We start from the raw sequence: 14,717 nt of genomic DNA, 5'->3' as shown, positions 1-14,717 counted from the left end.
ATGCACAACACCCCGCGCCGGCTGGCGAGGGGTGTGCGAAGGGCAATTCTAGAATGGCGGCCCTTCATCCGCTTGTCGGCCATTGGCCCGCCCGTACAGGACCTCATGTCTTCTTCCCGACTTTTCGTGCTGATCCCCTGCGCCGGCTCCGGCCATCGCGCGGGCCATGGGCAGTCCACCCAGCCCAAGCAGTACCAGCGCCTGGCTGGCCTGCCGATGGTGGCGCACACGCTGGAGGCCTTCCGGGCCCTGGCGGGGCGTTTCGCGGGGCTTGCGCTGGTGGTGTCGCCGGACGACCGCGACGTGGACGCCGCGCTGCCGCGCTTTCCCGCCGAGAACGAATACCTGCTGCGCGTAGGCGGCCTGACCCGGGCGGCCACGGTGCGCAACGGCCTGGCGGCGCTGCGGCAGAAGGGCGCCGGCGCGCACGACTGGGTGCTGGTGCACGACGCGGCGCGCTGCCTCGTCAGCTCGAGCCAGATCGAGGCGCTGATCGCGGCCTGCGAGCACGACGCCGTGGGCGGCCTGCTGGCCCACCGGCTGGCGGACACGCTGAAAGCATCGACAACGGAAAGCCGCGTGGCCCAGACCCTGCCGCGCGCCGACAAGTGGCTGGCGCAAACTCCTCAGATGTTCCGCGTCGGCATGCTGCTCGACGCGCTGGAGCGCATCGGCGACGCCGTGACCGACGAGGCCGGCGCCATCGAGGCCATCGGCCTGTCGCCGCTGCTGGTGCCGGGCAGCGCCCAGAACTTCAAGGTGACCTACCCCGAAGACTTCGCACTCGCCGAGGCGGTGCTGCTCGGGCGCAGGAAGGGCATGGCATGACGAGCGCTTTCAATATCCGCGTCGGCGAGGGCTGGGACGTTCACCAGCTGGTGGCGGGGCGCAAGCTGATCCTGGGCGGCGTCGAGGTGCCGCACGTCACGGGCCTGCTGGGCCATTCGGACGCAGACGTGCTGCTGCACGCCATTACCGACGCGCTGCTGGGCGCCGCCGGGCTGGGCGACATCGGCCGGCATTTTCCGGACACCGACCCGCAGTTTCGCGGTGCCGATTCGTCGGTGCTGCTGGCCGAGGCGGCACGCCGGGTGCGCGCGGCGGGCTGGGAGATCGGCAACGTCGACAGCACCGTGATAGCCCAGGCGCCCAAGCTGGCGCCTCACATTCCTCTCATGTGCCAGCGCATTGCCGACACGCTGGGCGTGGCGCTGGAACAGGTGAACGTGAAGGCCAAGACGGCCGAGAAGCTGGGCCCGGTGGGCGAAGGCCGCGCGATGGAAGCACGCGCGGCCGTTCTGCTGCACCGCTGACGCGGCGGCGCTCAGGCCGGCTTCTTGCCGCCTGGCAAATCGCCGGGCTTGCCGGCACCCGCCGGCATTGCGCGCGGCATCCGGATATGGGCCGCGAGGCCGCGCCCCGGCGTGCTGGTCAGCGCAAAGGTGCCGCCCATTCGCTCGATGTTCTTCGCCACGATCGACAGGCCCAGGCCCGCGCCGGCCGCGGAGGTGCGGGCGGTGTCGCCACGGAAGAAGGGCTTGGTCAGCTGCGAGAGCAGGGCGGGCTCCACACCCGCGCCGTGGTCTCGCACCTTGATCAGCACCGCGTCGTTGTTGGCCTGCGCCTGGATCGTCACGTCGGCCACGCCGGTGGAAGGCGTCTTGCCGTAGCGCCGCGCGTTCTCGACCAGGTTGGAAATCACCCGCGTGAGCTCGACCTCGTCGCCCAGCACCCGCAGGTCGGCGGGCACGTCGACGGTGATGTTCATTTCCTCGTAGTCCTGCACGGCGTAGGTGCAGGCGTCGACCACGTCGCGCAGCAGCACGGGGCGCGGATCGACATGGTCGGGCCGGGCGTAGTCTAGGAACTTGTCGATGATCGCGTCGAGCTGGGCGATGTCGGCGGCCATGTGGTCGCGCGCGTCTTCGTCGGCCACGCTCATCTCGGTTTCCAGCCGCAGCCGTGCCAGCGGCGTGCGCAGGTCGTGCGAGATGCCGGCCAGCATGATGGCGCGGTCCTGCTCGATCTTGGCGAGCTGGTCGGCCATGCGGTTGAAGCCGATGTTCACGGCGCGGATCTCGTTGGTGCGGGCGCGCTCGTCGAGCCGGTGGGCTTCGTACTCGCCTTCGCGCACCTGCATGGTCGCGCGCGACAGCTGCTTGAGCGGCAGGTTGATGAGCCGCGTGATCAGCGCCGCCCCGGCCAGCGACAGCGCCATCGCCGTGCTGAGCCAGACCAGCCAGGTGCGCCCGCCCACGCGGCTGAAGCGCGTGGGGTCGAGCAGCAGCCAGTAGGTGTCGCTCTCGATGGTGAAGCCGATCCACAGGCCGGCTTCGTCGTTCACGCGGCTCGCCACCGTGGTGCCTTCGCCGAGCTGGTCGATCAGCTCTTCGGTCACGCGCAGGTCGAGCGCGCCACTGGTGTAGGGCTCGAAGCGGTCGTTGGGCTCGCGCGGGAGGATGCGCACGCCTTCCTGGTCGGCCAGTGTCTTGATCAGCGAGACCCGGGTGATCGCGTCCGAATACACCAGCGCCGCGCGCGTGAGGTTCACGAGCGAGGCGATCTGGTGCGCGGTCTGGATGGCTCGCGGCTCGTATTCGAGCGAGCGGAAGGTCTGCAGCCAGGCGACCGTACAGCCGATCAGCAGCAGCGCGAGCAGGAAGAAGGTGCGCCAGAAGAGGCTGAAGCCCAGCTTGAGGCCGGGGCGGCGGTCACGTTGGGAGCTCGCCTCGAGCGGGCTCGGCATCGTGACCTGCGCGCCGTCCTCCTGGACCAGGCCCGGTCTGGCGGGTTGGCCGATGGCCACCTTTCAACGGGGCGTCAGGCCGTGCCGTCCGGCACGAACACGTAGCCCACGCCCCAGACTGTCTGGATGTAGCGCGGCGCAGCGGCGTCGGACTCGACCAGCTTGCGCAGGCGCGAGATCTGCACGTCCAGGCTGCGGTCGAAGGGCTCGAACTCGCGCCCGCGCGCCAGCTGGGCCAGCTTTTCGCGCGACAGCGGTTGACGCGGATGGCGCACCAGCGCCTTCAGCATCGCGAACTCGCCGGTGGTCAGCGAGAGTTCTTCGCCATCCTTCTTCAGGGTGCGCGAGCCGAGATCGAACGCGAACGGGCCGAAGGTGACGGTCTCGTTCTCTGTGGAGGGGGCGCCGGGCGCCTCGAGCGGCGGGCGGCGGCGCAGCACTGCGTGCACTCGGGCCAGCAGTTCGCGGGGGTTGAAGGGCTTGCCGAGGTAGTCGTCGGCGCCGACTTCGAGACCGACGATGCGGTCCACATCCTCGCCCTTGGCGGTGAGCATGATGATCGGCGTGCGGTCATTGGCGGCGCGCAGGCGGCGGCAGACCGAGAGGCCGTCTTCGCCGGGCATCATCAGGTCGAGCACGATCAGGTCGACCGTGTCGCGCAACAGGATGCGGTTGAGCGCCTTGCCGTCCTCGGCCACGATCACTTCGAAGCCTTCCTGCGTCAGGTAGCGGCGCAGCAGGTCGCGGATGCGGGCGTCGTCGTCGACGATCACGATCTTGTCGGTGCGAGCGGGAACTTGAGTCATTTCTACAACGATGAATTTGTAACAGGGCCGATTCTGAAGGCGTTAAGGACTCGTTGAGCCAGATTTACTTATGGTTTGACACTAAGTTACAAAACTTGCGGACGCTCGCGGTCTGGTCACCAGCGGTACGCGTTGAGGTGGCAAAGTTCCTGCTGCCTTATGACTTTCGCTCAATGAGACACCCATTTTTCGCCCGGTCATTTCTTGTCGCCTGTGCATGCGCGCCGCTGTGGGCGCAGGCGGTTCCCGGCAATTTCATGAGGGTCGGCGAAGTGCGCCGCAGCGAGGTTCGCGATGCCGTCGCGGCCCATCGGGCCGGGCAGCGCGAAGAGGTCCGCCGCGAGGAAGCCGTGGCCGGCCGGCGCCTGACGGCCGCCGAGTTGTTCGAGCTGCGCCAGCAGGTTCGCGGCCAATGGACCCCGCCCGCCGCGGGTGCATTGGTCAATTCGGCAGAATCGCAGCCGGCCGAGCGGATCGCGCCGGCACCGCCGACCGCGGCCCGTCCGCTGACGTATCCCAGCAGCCAACGCCGCTGAGGCGTTCCGGCGGGCCAGCCAGTTTGCGTGCTGGCCTTGGCTTGTCTTTCATACCAACTAGGGAGAACTACACCTTGAAAACCATCAAATTGCTTGCGGCCTGTGCCGCCCTGGCCGTGGCCGGCACCGCCATTGCGCAAAGCGTTGTCACGCCCGCGCCGCAAAACGTGCTGCAGCTGTCGGCGACCGGAACGGTCGAGGTGCAGCAGGACATGCTGAGCATGACGCTCACGACCACCCGCGACGCTGCCGATGCCGCCACCGTGCAGACGCAGCTCAAGGCAGCGCTCGATGCCGCCCTGAGCGAGGCCAGGAAGAGCGCCCAGCCGGGCCAGCTGGATGTGCACACCGGCAATTTCAGCCTGTCGCCGCGCTACACCAAGGACGGCAAGATCAATGGCTGGCAGGGCTCCACCGAGCTGGTGCTCGAAGGCCGCGATTTCCCCCGCATCACCCAGACCGCCGGCCGCATCAGCACGCTGAGCGTGGGCAACGTCGGTTTCGGCCTGAGCCGCGAGCAGCGCACCAAGACCGAGGCCGAGGCACAGGGCATCGCCATCGAGAACTTCAAGCAGAAGGCTGCCGAGCTGGCCAAGGGCTTCGGCTTCGGCGGCTACACCCTGCGCGAGGTGTCGGTGAACGCGAGCGACAACGGTCCGCGCCCGCGCATGATGGCGATGCAGGCGAAGGCGTCGTTCTCGTCCGATTCGGCCGTGCCGGTCGAGGCCGGCAAGACCAGCGTGATCGTGAACGTGTCGGGTTCCGTGCAGCTCAAATAAGAAGGCTGCGTACCGCCGGGCTACCCTTTACTGGGCAGTCCAGCCGCCGTCCATGGCCCAGGCAACGCCCCGGACCTGGTCGGCCGCCGGCGAGCACAGGAACACGGCCAGGCCGCCCAGTTGCTCGACGGTAGTGAACTGCAGCGAAGGCTGCTTTTCGCCCAGCAGCTCGTTCTGCGCCTGCGCGGCCGTGATGCCTTCGCGTGCCGCGCGGTCGTCGATCTGCTTTTGCACCAGCGCCGTGAGCACCCAGCCGGGACAGATGGCGTTGACGGTGACGCCGGTGGTCGCGGTTTCCAGTGCGACCGACTTGGTCAGGCCGACGATGCCGTGCTTGGCCGCCACGTAGGCCGACTTCTGCGCCGAGGCCACGAGCCCGTGGGCGGAGGCGATGTTGATGACGCGGCCCCAGTTGGCCTCGCGCATCGCCGGAATCGCCAGCCGGGTCGTATGAAATGCGCTGGTGAGGTTGATTGCGATGATGGCGTCCCAACGTTCGGCGGGGAAGTCCTCGACCTTGGCCACGTGCTGGATGCCGGCGTTGTTCACGAGGATGTCGACACGGCCGAACTTCGACGCGGCGAACTTCATCATGTCCTCGATCTGCTCGGGCTTGCTCATGTCGGCCCCGTGGTACTCGGCGCGAACGCCCAGCGCCTCGATCTGGGACTTGGGGGCTTCGGCGTCGCCGAAACCATTGAGCACGATGTTCGCGCCCTGTTGCGCGAGCGACTTGGCGATGGCCAGGCCGATGCCACTGGTGGACCCCGTGACAAGCGCGGTTTTGCCTTTGAGCATGTAGATCAATCTCCGGATGAATTAGGATGCGACGAGACAATTATCCGCACCAGGACGACTTCGTTTTCATGACTGAACCGACGCTTCATTACGTGGCGTGCGACGACGCCCAAGGCGGCCATCGCATGGCCTATTGGCAATGGGGCGACGCACGCAGTGCGCACGTCGTCGCCTGCGTGCACGGGCTGACCCGGCAGGGGCGCGATTTCGACCTGCTGGCACAGGCCATCGTGGCACGCGCCGGCGGCAACGTGCGCGTGGTCTGCCCCGACGTGGTCGGGCGCGGACGCAGCGACTGGCTGCGCGATCCGGCCTTCTACCAGGTGCCCGTCTATGCGGCCGACATGGTGGCGCTGGTGGCGCAACTGCACCGCGAACAGGCCATCGACACGCTCGACTACATCGGCACCAGCATGGGTGGTTTGATCGGCTTCGTGCTCGCGGGACACAAGGAACTGCCGCTGGCGCGGCCGATCCGCCGCTTCGTCCTCAACGATGTCGGCCCGACGATCGAGCCTGCTGCGGTGCAGCGCATCGGTGCCTATGTGGGCAAGAGCGGCCGCTACGAGAGTGTGCAGGCGGCGGCCGATGCCATGTGGGCGCTGTCGACCACCTTCGGACCGCACACGCCTGAGCAATGGCTCGCGCTGTCGCGGCACATGGTGGTGCCGGCATCGCAGCGCACGGCCGACGGCTCGGCCAAGGTCGATGTGAGCGGCGACGAAAGCGGCAAGCAGGGCGACTGGCTGCTGCACTACGACCCTGCCATCGGCGTGGCGCTGCGGGCCATCACGCCCGAAGCTGCGGCGCAGGGCGGCGCGATCATGTGGGGGCTGTACGACGCCATCGAGGCGCGTACGCTCATCACGCGCGGCGCCGTGTCCGATCTGCTGTCGCGCGAAACCGCGCAAGCGATGACGCAGCGCGGCCCGCATGCCGCGCTGGTCGAGTTCGAAGGTGTCGGCCATGCGCCGACCTTCGTCGACCCCGCGCAGATCGCCGTCGTCACCCGCTTCCTGTTCGATTGAGTGAAGAAGCGTGAAGCGCGACTCATCGAGCCTCCAGACGGCGCCCGTGTCCGACATGGCCATGGTCGACTATCCGTTGTCCGCCGCAACGGCCGAGCGCTCGCCGGTGATGGAGAACATGCTGGCGCGCGCGCGTGCGTTCGCCGAGCCGCTGATCGCCGATGAGAAGCTGGACACGGGAGAGAACACGCTCGCGCATGCCGACGCAGTGGCCGCCATCGTCGCGAAGATGGGTGGCTCCGAGGCGATGCAGGCGGCGAGCTACCTGGTCTATGCCTGCCAGCACCTGAACCGTCCGCAGGAGGTGATCGCCAAGGTGTTCGGCGACAACTTCGCGGCGCTCGCGGTCGAGACGACCAAGCTGGTGCGCGTGCAGGAGCAGGCGCGTTCGGCCTCGCAGGGGCATCACGCCGAAGGCGCGGGTGCGCAAACGGAGAACGTGCGCAAGATGCTGCTGGCGTTCTCGCGCGACTTGCGCGTGGTGATGCTGCGGCTGGCTTCGCGCCTGCAGACCTTGCGGCACGCGGCGGCAAGCAAGCAGCCGGCGCCCGAAGGTGTGGCGCGCGAGTCGCTGCAGGTGTTTGCGCCGCTGGCCAACCGGTTGGGCATCTGGCAGGTGAAGTGGGAGATCGAGGATCTTTCGTTCCGCTTCCTCGAACCCGAAACCTACAAGCTGATCGCGCGGCTGCTCGACGAGAAGCGCATCGAGCGCGAAGGGCACGTCGAGCAACTGCGCTCGCAACTGGAGCGCGAACTGCAGGCCGAGGGCGTCAAGGCCACGGTGCAGGGGCGGCCCAAGAATATCTACAGCATCGTCAAGAAGATGCGCGGCAAGTCGCTCGACTTCGCGCAGGTCTTCGACATCCTCGCGCTGCGCGTTGTGGTGCCCGACGTGAAGGACTGCTATGCGGCGCTGGCCTGGGTGCATTCGCACTTCCAGCCCATCGACGAGGAGTTCGACGACTACATCGCTCGGCCGAAGCCCAACGGATATCAGTCGCTGCACACGGTGGTGCGCGAGCTGGTCGATGGCAAGCCGGGCAAGCCCATCGAGATCCAGATCCGCACCGAGGAAATGCACGACCATGCCGAGCACGGCGTGGCCGCGCACTGGGCCTACAAGGAAGCCGGCCACAAGGGTTATGCGGGCGTGTGGGCCAGCGGCGAGTACGACGCAAAGATTGCGGTGCTGCGGCAACTGCTGGCGTGGGAGCGTGATCTGTCCGGCGGGCTGCAGGGGCAAGGCCTGTTCGACGACCGCATCTATGTACTGACGCCCGATGCGGCGATCGTCGAGCTGCCGCAGGGAGCCACGCCGGTCGACTTTGCGTATACGGTGCACACGACGCTGGGCCATCGCTGCCGCGGTGCGCGTGTCGATGGCGCGATGGTGCCGCTGAACACGCCGCTGTCGAACGGGCAGACGGTCGAGATCATCGCCGCCAAGGAAGGCGGGCCCTCGCGTGACTGGCTCAATGCGGAACTCGGCTATCTCGCCAGCCATCGTGCGCGCGCAAAGGTGCGTGCATGGTTCAACGCGCAGATCACGCACGAGACCGTGGCGCGCGGGCGCGAGGCGGTCGAGAAGCTGCTGCAGCGCGAAGGCAAGACAGCGGTGCGGCTGGAAGACCTGGCTTCGCAGCTCGGCTTCAAGTCGGCGGACCATCTGTTCGAAGTCGTCGGCAAGGACGAGTTCTCCCTGCGCAACATCGAGACGCTGCTGCGTCCGCCGGAGCCGACGCCTGGGCCGGACGATGGGGTGCTCATCAAGAAGGCGCGCGGCAGCGAGAAGTCGGGCAAGGGCGGCGTGCTGGTGGTCGGCGTGTCTTCATTGATGACGCAACTGGCCAAGTGCTGCAAGCCCGCGCCGCCGGATGCGATTCGCGGCTTCGTCACGCGCGGGCATGGCGTCAGCGTTCACCGAAGCGATTGCAGCAACTTCCGCACGATGGCGGCCAAGGATGGCGAGCGCGTGATCGATGTCGAGTGGGGTGCTCCCAAGAAGGGCGCGGAGGTACCTGTGTATGCGGTGGACGTGGCTGTGGAAGCAGCCGACCGCCAGGGTCTGCTGCGCGATATCTCCGACGTCTTTGCGCGCGAGAAGATGAACGTGATCGGCGTGCAGACGCAATCGATCAAGGGCACGGCGTGGATGACGTTCACCGTCGAAATCGCAGATGCCGCGCGGCTCACGCAGGTGCTTGGCGTGGTCACTGCAGTAATTGGCGTGCGATCTGCACGTCGTCGCTAAAAAGTGCCATTTCTCCTGCTACAATAGCTGCTTCTCGGACACATCCTTAGGCGCGTAGCTCAGCTGGTTAGAGCACCACCTTGACATGGTGGGGGTCGTTGGTTCGAGTCCAATCGCGCCTACCAATTTTCCCTCTGAAGAAGACCAGTCTTCAGGCTTACAGGGAAAATTTGAAAACTGCAGCTGCCAGCAAAAGCAGCCTGCAATTTTTCTTTCTTACTGCCTCGATGGCACTATCGATTCATCTCGCATTAATCCGACGCAAGCGTTCGGGTGTTTGCGTCATGCAGTCTGGTTTTGGAAGACCTAGGCCATGTTGTTGTGCTACCTTGAGGGCTCTGAAATTTCATTCCAATTTTCTTGATTAGCGATCCGATACATACGCGATCAACGCTGGTTGATCGGACTCATGCCGAGAGGCGTCTTGCGGCGCTGATGAAGCAGGCTCCTCTCGAGTTTGCACGCGCTGTCTACGGCATCAACGACCACTCAAGTGGCCGCACCGACACCATGGCCGCACGCGAAGTAGCGCGTGCACAACGCCAGGGTATGCCGGTGACCGAAGAGCGAGCCGAACAGCGTGCGCGCGCCTATCTGCCTACCACCGGGCAGGAGCACTGCCCGCGCTGCTGGGTCGTCTACGGGCAAAAAAATCCACTGCGTTTTCGTAGTACCGCTGAAGAGCGGCCCGAAACCGCGGCCTGCCATGCATGCGGCGCGGAGTACGCAATATCGCCGGATTGAACAATGTGCGGGGCGCGGTCAGGGTAAACCTTGTCGCGATGCAGCAAAACCGCTCCCTAGAATCATCCGATGACATGGGCGTCCATGTGAAGGAGTCCGCAGTGCAGAGCAAGAAGTCCGGGGTCAAGCCGGTACAGCGTGTGATCAAGAAGTACCCCAACCGAAGGCTCTACGACACCGAGACATCGACGTACATCACCTTGACCGAGGTGAAGCAGCTGGTCATCCAGAACGCGCAGTTCGTGGTGCGGGATGCCAAGACCGGTGATGACCTCACGCGCAGCATCCTGCTGCAGATCATTCTCGAAGAAGAGGCGGGTGGCGCGCCGATGTTCACCGAGCAGGTGCTGGCCAACATCATTCGCTTCTACGGGCAGGCGATGCAGGGCTACATGGGGCCGTATCTCGAGAAGAACATCCAGGCCATGACCGAAGTGCAGGCGCAGCTGGCCGACAAGGCCGAAGGCCTGACGCCCGAGATGTGGTCGCGCTTCATGACCATGCAGTCGCCGATGCTGCAGGGGCTGATGGGCAACTACGTCGAGCAATCCAAGAACGTTTTCCTGCAGATGCAGGAGCAGATGCAGAAAAACACCGAGCAGGTATTGGGGGCCTTTGGCATCAAGCGTCCTTGAGTACCGCCCGATCGCCATAAGGCAAAGGTTTTTCGATGGGCGCCCGGCCGTCACCGATAGCTGGGACAATAGAGGCATATGAGCGAAGTTGCCTCCCCCGAACGCACGGCCACGCCGACCGCCCCCAAGGTCGGATTCGTGAGCCTGGGCTGCCCCAAGGCCCTTACCGATTCCGAATTGATCCTGACCCAGTTGAGTGCCGAGGGTTACCAAACTGCCAAGACCTTCGAAGGTGCCGATCTTGTGATCGTCAACACCTGCGGCTTCATCGACGATGCCGTGAAGGAAAGCCTGGACACCATCGGCGAAGCGCTGGCTGAAAACGGCCGTGTCATCGTCACGGGCTGTCTCGGGGCCAAGACGGGCGACCAAGGTGGCAATCTGGTGCGCCAGATGCATCCGAGCGTGCTGGCCGTTACCGGCCCCCATGCCACGCAAGAGGTGATGGATGCTGTTCACGCGAACCTGCCCAAGCCGCACGACCCGTTCATCGACCTGGTTCCCAACACCTTCGGCGTTGCCGGTCTCAAGCTGACGCCGCGCCACTATGCCTATCTGAAGATCAGCGAAGGCTGCAACCACCGGTGCACCTTCTGCATCATCCCGTCGATGCGCGGCGACCTCGTGTCGCGGCCGGTCGGCGACGTGCTGAGCGAGGCCAAGGCCCTGTTCGAGGGTGGCGTGAAAGAGTTGCTCGTGATCAGCCAGGACACTTCGGCCTACGGCGTCGACGTCAAATACCGCACCGGCTTCTGGGATGGCAAGCCGGTCAAGACCCGCATGCTCGAACTGGTGCGCACCCTCGGTGAAATCGCCGAGCCGTATGGCGCCTGGGTTCGCCTGCACTATGTGTACCCGTATCCGAGCGTGGACGAAGTCATTCCGCTGATGGCGAGCGGCCAGGTGTTGCCGTATCTCGACGTGCCGCTGCAGCACAGCCACCCTGATGTGCTCAAGCGCATGAAGCGGCCGGCCAGCGGCGAGAAGAACCTGGAGCGTATTGCGCGTTGGCGCGAGGTGTGCCCGGAGCTCGTGATCCGCAGCACCTTCATTGCCGGCTTCCCAGGCGAGACCGAGCAGGAATTCGAGCACCTGCTCGACTTCATCCGCGAAGCCGAGATCGATCGCGCCGGTTGCTTTGCCTACAGCCCGGTCGCAGGCGCCACGGCCAACGACATTCCGGGCATGCTGCCCGAGCCTGAGCGCGAAGCGCGCCGTGCCCGCTTCATGGAAGTGGCGGAGGCTGTGTCGATCGCCAAGCTGCAGCGTCGCATCGGCTCGACCATGCAGGTACTTGTCGATTCGGCGCCGGGCCTGGGCCGCAAGGGTGGAGTGGGGCGCACGTACGCCGATGCGCCTGAGATCGACGGCACGGTCCGTCTGCTGCCGCCCGAGAAGATCAGCAAGACGCTGAAGGTCGGCGAGTTCACGCGCGCGCGCATCGTGGGCGCCGAAGGTCACGACCTGATCGCCCTGCCGATTTGATGCAGATTCGAACGGACAAGAAAAAAGCCACCGGAGACCGGTGGCTTGTTTCGGAACATGACCTGGCGGGGGTCAATGTGAATTTGGTGCCCAGAAGAGGACTCGAACCTCCACGATGTTACTCGCTAGTACCTGAAACTAGTGCGTCTACCAATTCCGCCATCTGGGCATTCTCTGCTTTTCAGCAAAGAATGCGATTATATACACAGATTTGGCGCAACCTTTTTGGCCAGTCGAAATTTTTGCGTCTGCACGGCTTTGTTCGTGTGGGTGCTTTGTTGCCGAATGCGGGCGAGCGTGTTCGTGCGTGCACGGTCAGTATCGGCGGGTGCAATCTGGCGATCGTGTCGCCCGTGATGCAGATGCGAACGACCATGAAAAAAGCCACCGGATACCGGTGGCTTGAATCGAATGACCTGGTGAGGGTCTGTATAAACTTGGTGCCCAGAAGAGGACTCGAACCTCCACGATGTTACTCGCTAGTACCTGAAACTAGTGCGTCTACCAATTCCGCCATCTGGGCCCACGTAGTTGCCGAAGCAACTGCGTTTTGAATTTCAGGAAAGAAGGAGATCATATCAAAAATAATGGCACTTCCAGCGGCTTGCTGGACGAATTCGAAGGAACTGTTCAAGGACATCGCGACGGGCACGGCTTCGTGCAGCGTGATGACGGTGAAGCAGACATTTATTTGCCACCGAACGAAATGCGCGCGGTGCTGCACAAGGACCGCGTCAAGGCACGCGTGGTGCGGCAAGACCGGCGCGGCCGCCCTGAGGGGCGCGTGGTCGAAATCGTCGAACGCCCAGAGCAGCCGATCATCGGCCGCCTGTTGCACGAAGGCGGCATCTGGCTCGTTGCGCCGGAAGACAAGCGTTACGGGCAGGACGTCCTGATCCCCAAGGGCGCGACCGGTCCCGCGAAGGTGGGCCAGGTTGTCGTCGTGCAGCTCACGGAACCGCCGGCGCTGTTCGGCCAACCCGTGGGCCGAGTGAAAGAAGTGCTGGGCGAGATCGACGACCCCGGCATGGAAATCGAGATCGCCGTGCGCAAGTACGGCGTGCCTCACGAGTTTTCCGCGGAGTGCCTGGCCGAAGCCAAGGCGCTGCCCGAGAAGGTCCGCCCCGCCGACAAGAAGGGGCGCGTAGACCTCACCGACGTTCCGCTAGTCACCATCGACGGCGAAGACGCACGCGACTTCGACGATGCCGTCTATTGCGAGCCCGCGAAGGTGGGCCGTGGCAAGGGCTGGCGCCTGCTGGTCGCGATTGCCGACGTCAGCGCCTATGTGCAGACCGGCTCGGGCATCGACATCGACGCCTACGACCGCGCCACCAGCGTCTACTTTCCGCGCCGCGTCATCCCGATGCTGCCGGAGAAGCTCTCGAACGGCCTGTGCTCGCTCAACCCCGAGGTCGAGCGCCTGTGCATGGTGTGCGACATGCTGGTTGCGGCCGACGGCGAGATCTACGCCTACCAGTTCTATCCGGCCGTAATGTTCAGCCACGCGCGGTTCACGTACACCGAAGTGGCGGCCATCCTCGGCAACACGCGTGGCCCTGAAGCCGCCAAGCGCAAGGACCGCGTCAAGGACCTGCTGAACCTCGCCGACGTCTACAAGGCACTGCTCAAGCAGCGCGGCAAGCGCGGCGCGGTCGACTTCGAGACCACCGAGACGCAGATCATCTGCGACGACGCCGGCCGCATCGAGAAGATCGTGCCGCGCACGCGCAACGAAGCGCATCGCCTGATCGAAGAAGCGATGCTCGCCGCCAACGTCTGCAGCGCCGACTTCATCGCCGAAGGCAAGCACCCGGGCCTGTTCCGCGTGCACGAAGGCCCGACGCCCGAGAAGAAGGAAATCCTGCGCGGCTACCTGAAGGCGATGGGCGTCGGCCTGAGCATCACCGACGACCCCAAGCCGGGCGAATTCCAGGCGATTGCCGAGGCCACCAAGGAACGCCCCGACGCGCAGCAGATCCACACCATGCTGCTGCGCTCGATGCAGCAGGCGATCTACACGCCCATCAACAGCGGCCACTTCGGCCTCGCCTACGAGGCTTACACCCATTTCACGAGCCCGATCCGGCGCTACCCGGACTTGCTGGTCCACCGCGTGATCAAGGCCATCCTGGGCAAGACGCGCTACCAGCTGCCGATGCTGCCGACGCCAGGCGAGGCGCATGCCAAGCTGGCGAAGCGGCTTGCTTCGCGCGTGAAGGCACCGACCAACAAGCCGCAGAAGGCGACAGTCGCGCCCAGCAAGGAAGTGCTGGCATGGGAGGCCGCGGGCCTGCATTGCAGCGCCAACGAACGCCGTGCCGACGAGGCCAGCCGCGACGTCGAGGCCTGGCTCAAGTGCAAGTACATGCGCGAGCACCTCGGCGAGGAATACGGCGGCGTGGTCACCGCGGCCACTACCTTCGGCATCTTCGTCACGCTCGACGCGATGTACGTCGAGGGGCTGGTGCACATCACCGAGCTCGGCGGCGAGTACTTCAAGTTCGACGAGATGCGCCAGGAACTGCGCGGCGAGCGCACCGGCATCCGCTATGCCATCGGCACGCGGGTGCGGGTGCAGGTGAGCCGCGTCGACCTGGACGGCCGCAAGATCGACTTCCGCCTCGTGCGCGAAGGCGAGGAACTCACGGCACGTGCCATGAAGGACAAGGGCGTGGCATCTTCGGGCGTGCCGGTCAAGGCGTCGGCCAAGCGAGGCAGCCGCCACAAGGCGGCGGAAGCCGGTGGCGGCGAGCCGCGCGGGGAGCGGGGTACCTCGGCTTCGGCCGGGCCGCAATCCGCGATGCAGGCTTTCAAGTCGGCGGTCAAGAAGGCTGCCAACAAGATGAAGGGGCGCAAGCCGCGCCGCTGACGCCTTGCCGCATGAACCATCGACAACCTCAAGAAAG

At 65.3% G+C, this 14,717-nt stretch carries 13 protein-coding genes and 3 tRNA genes; 11 read left to right on the top strand and 5 right to left on the bottom strand.

Annotated elements, in window-relative coordinates:
* Window positions 1-105 precede the first annotated feature (105 nt).
* Together ispD and ispF are read left to right on the top strand one after the other, a co-directional pair.
* Entirely contained in the window at window positions 106-828 is a 723-nt protein-coding gene (gene ispD, locus ACWV14_RS19050) for a 2-C-methyl-D-erythritol 4-phosphate cytidylyltransferase (protein WP_454903063.1), read from the top strand.
* Window positions 825-1,313, top strand: a complete 489-nt coding sequence (gene ispF, locus ACWV14_RS19045) for a 2-C-methyl-D-erythritol 2,4-cyclodiphosphate synthase (RefSeq protein WP_454903062.1) — start codon at window positions 825-827, stop codon at window positions 1,311-1,313. The genes ispD and ispF overlap by 4 nt, the downstream gene beginning before the upstream one ends.
* An 11-nt stretch (window positions 1,314-1,324) precedes the next feature.
* On the opposite strand, the gene ACWV14_RS19040 is transcribed toward ispF, so the two are convergent.
* Window positions 1,325-2,746, bottom strand: coding sequence for an ATP-binding protein (locus tag ACWV14_RS19040; RefSeq protein ID WP_454906027.1), 1,422 nt, complete (start codon window positions 2,744-2,746; stop codon window positions 1,325-1,327).
* A gap of 74 nt (window positions 2,747-2,820) precedes the next feature.
* A complete protein-coding gene (gene ompR / locus ACWV14_RS19035) occupies window positions 2,821-3,552 on the bottom strand; it encodes an osmolarity response regulator transcription factor OmpR (protein WP_007837017.1) in 732 nt (243 codons plus the stop codon).
* Between the two features lie 137 nt (window positions 3,553-3,689).
* On the opposite strand from ompR, the gene ACWV14_RS19030 reads away from it, so the two are divergent.
* Together ACWV14_RS19030 and ACWV14_RS19025 are read left to right on the top strand one after the other, a co-directional pair.
* Complete coding sequence (locus ACWV14_RS19030; RefSeq protein WP_454912779.1) at window positions 3,690-4,088, top strand: hypothetical protein; 399 nt, start codon at window positions 3,690-3,692, stop codon at window positions 4,086-4,088.
* A 74-nt stretch (window positions 4,089-4,162) separates the two neighbouring features.
* A complete protein-coding gene (locus ACWV14_RS19025; RefSeq protein ID WP_454903060.1) occupies window positions 4,163-4,867 on the top strand; it encodes an SIMPL domain-containing protein in 705 nt (234 codons plus the stop codon).
* 27 nt (window positions 4,868-4,894) lie between these two features.
* On the opposite strand, the gene ACWV14_RS19020 is transcribed toward ACWV14_RS19025, so the two are convergent.
* Entirely contained in the window at window positions 4,895-5,665 is a 771-nt protein-coding gene (locus ACWV14_RS19020; protein ID WP_237680209.1) for a 3-hydroxybutyrate dehydrogenase, read from the bottom strand.
* A 26-nt stretch (window positions 5,666-5,691) separates the two neighbouring features.
* Between ACWV14_RS19020 and ACWV14_RS19015 the strand changes: the two genes are divergently transcribed.
* The 6 genes from ACWV14_RS19015 to rimO all read left to right on the top strand — a co-directional run bounded on the left by ACWV14_RS19015 (window position 5,692) and on the right by rimO (window position 11,808).
* Complete coding sequence (locus ACWV14_RS19015) at window positions 5,692-6,693, top strand: alpha/beta fold hydrolase (protein ID WP_454903058.1); 1,002 nt, start codon at window positions 5,692-5,694, stop codon at window positions 6,691-6,693.
* Window positions 6,694-6,748: 55 nt separating this feature from the next.
* On the top strand, window positions 6,749-8,944 hold the full coding sequence (locus tag ACWV14_RS19010) for a RelA/SpoT family protein (RefSeq protein WP_422089189.1): 2,196 nt from the start codon (window positions 6,749-6,751) through the stop codon (window positions 8,942-8,944).
* A 48-nt stretch (window positions 8,945-8,992) separates the two neighbouring features.
* Window positions 8,993-9,069: transfer RNA gene (locus ACWV14_RS19005), tRNA-Val, on the top strand.
* 310 nt (window positions 9,070-9,379) lie between these two features.
* Complete coding sequence (locus tag ACWV14_RS19000) at window positions 9,380-9,688, top strand: hypothetical protein (protein ID WP_422086975.1); 309 nt, start codon at window positions 9,380-9,382, stop codon at window positions 9,686-9,688.
* Between the two features lie 74 nt (window positions 9,689-9,762).
* A complete protein-coding gene (gene phaR, locus ACWV14_RS18995; RefSeq protein WP_081267273.1) occupies window positions 9,763-10,323 on the top strand; it encodes a polyhydroxyalkanoate synthesis repressor PhaR in 561 nt (186 codons plus the stop codon).
* 78 nt (window positions 10,324-10,401) lie between these two features.
* A complete protein-coding gene (rimO, locus tag ACWV14_RS18990) occupies window positions 10,402-11,808 on the top strand; it encodes a 30S ribosomal protein S12 methylthiotransferase RimO (RefSeq protein WP_422086974.1) in 1,407 nt (468 codons plus the stop codon).
* Window positions 11,809-11,892: 84 nt separating this feature from the next.
* On the opposite strand, the gene ACWV14_RS18985 is transcribed toward rimO, so the two are convergent.
* Window positions 11,893-11,977 (bottom strand) — tRNA-Leu (locus ACWV14_RS18985).
* A 269-nt stretch (window positions 11,978-12,246) separates the two neighbouring features.
* Window positions 12,247-12,331, bottom strand: a tRNA-Leu gene (locus ACWV14_RS18980).
* An 81-nt stretch (window positions 12,332-12,412) separates the two neighbouring features.
* Here ACWV14_RS18980 and rnr point away from each other — a divergent pair.
* Window positions 12,413-14,680 carry a ribonuclease R gene (gene rnr / locus ACWV14_RS18975; RefSeq protein WP_454903056.1) on the top strand — a complete coding sequence of 756 codons (2,268 nt, stop codon included), beginning with the start codon at window positions 12,413-12,415 and terminating at the stop codon, window positions 14,678-14,680.
* The last annotated feature ends 37 nt before the right edge of the window (window positions 14,681-14,717 follow it).

The organism is Variovorax durovernensis, assembly GCF_977011995.1.
Note: the sequence above shows the minus strand (reverse complement) of the source record. Positions and strands in the feature narration are given on the sequence as shown.

Coding starts and splice junctions, on each gene's coding strand:
- phaR (WP_081267273.1), top strand. CDS start 9,763: ATGGGCGTCCATGTGAAGGAGTCCGCAGTGCAGAGCAAGAAGTCCGGG.
- ompR (WP_007837017.1), bottom strand. CDS start 3,552: ATGACTCAAGTTCCCGCTCGCACCGACAAGATCGTGATCGTCGACGAC.
- ACWV14_RS19010 (WP_422089189.1), top strand. CDS start 6,749: ATGGCCATGGTCGACTATCCGTTGTCCGCCGCAACGGCCGAGCGCTCG.
- ispF (WP_454903062.1), top strand. CDS start 825: ATGACGAGCGCTTTCAATATCCGCGTCGGCGAGGGCTGGGACGTTCAC.
- ispD (WP_454903063.1), top strand. CDS start 106: ATGTCTTCTTCCCGACTTTTCGTGCTGATCCCCTGCGCCGGCTCCGGC.
- rimO (WP_422086974.1), top strand. CDS start 10,402: ATGAGCGAAGTTGCCTCCCCCGAACGCACGGCCACGCCGACCGCCCCC.
- ACWV14_RS19000 (WP_422086975.1), top strand. CDS start 9,380: ATGAAGCAGGCTCCTCTCGAGTTTGCACGCGCTGTCTACGGCATCAAC.
- ACWV14_RS19020 (WP_237680209.1), bottom strand. CDS start 5,665: ATGCTCAAAGGCAAAACCGCGCTTGTCACGGGGTCCACCAGTGGCATC.
- ACWV14_RS19040 (WP_454906027.1), bottom strand. CDS start 2,746: ATGCCGAGCCCGCTCGAGGCGAGCTCCCAACGTGACCGCCGCCCCGGC.
- ACWV14_RS19015 (WP_454903058.1), top strand. CDS start 5,692: ATGCGACGAGACAATTATCCGCACCAGGACGACTTCGTTTTCATGACT.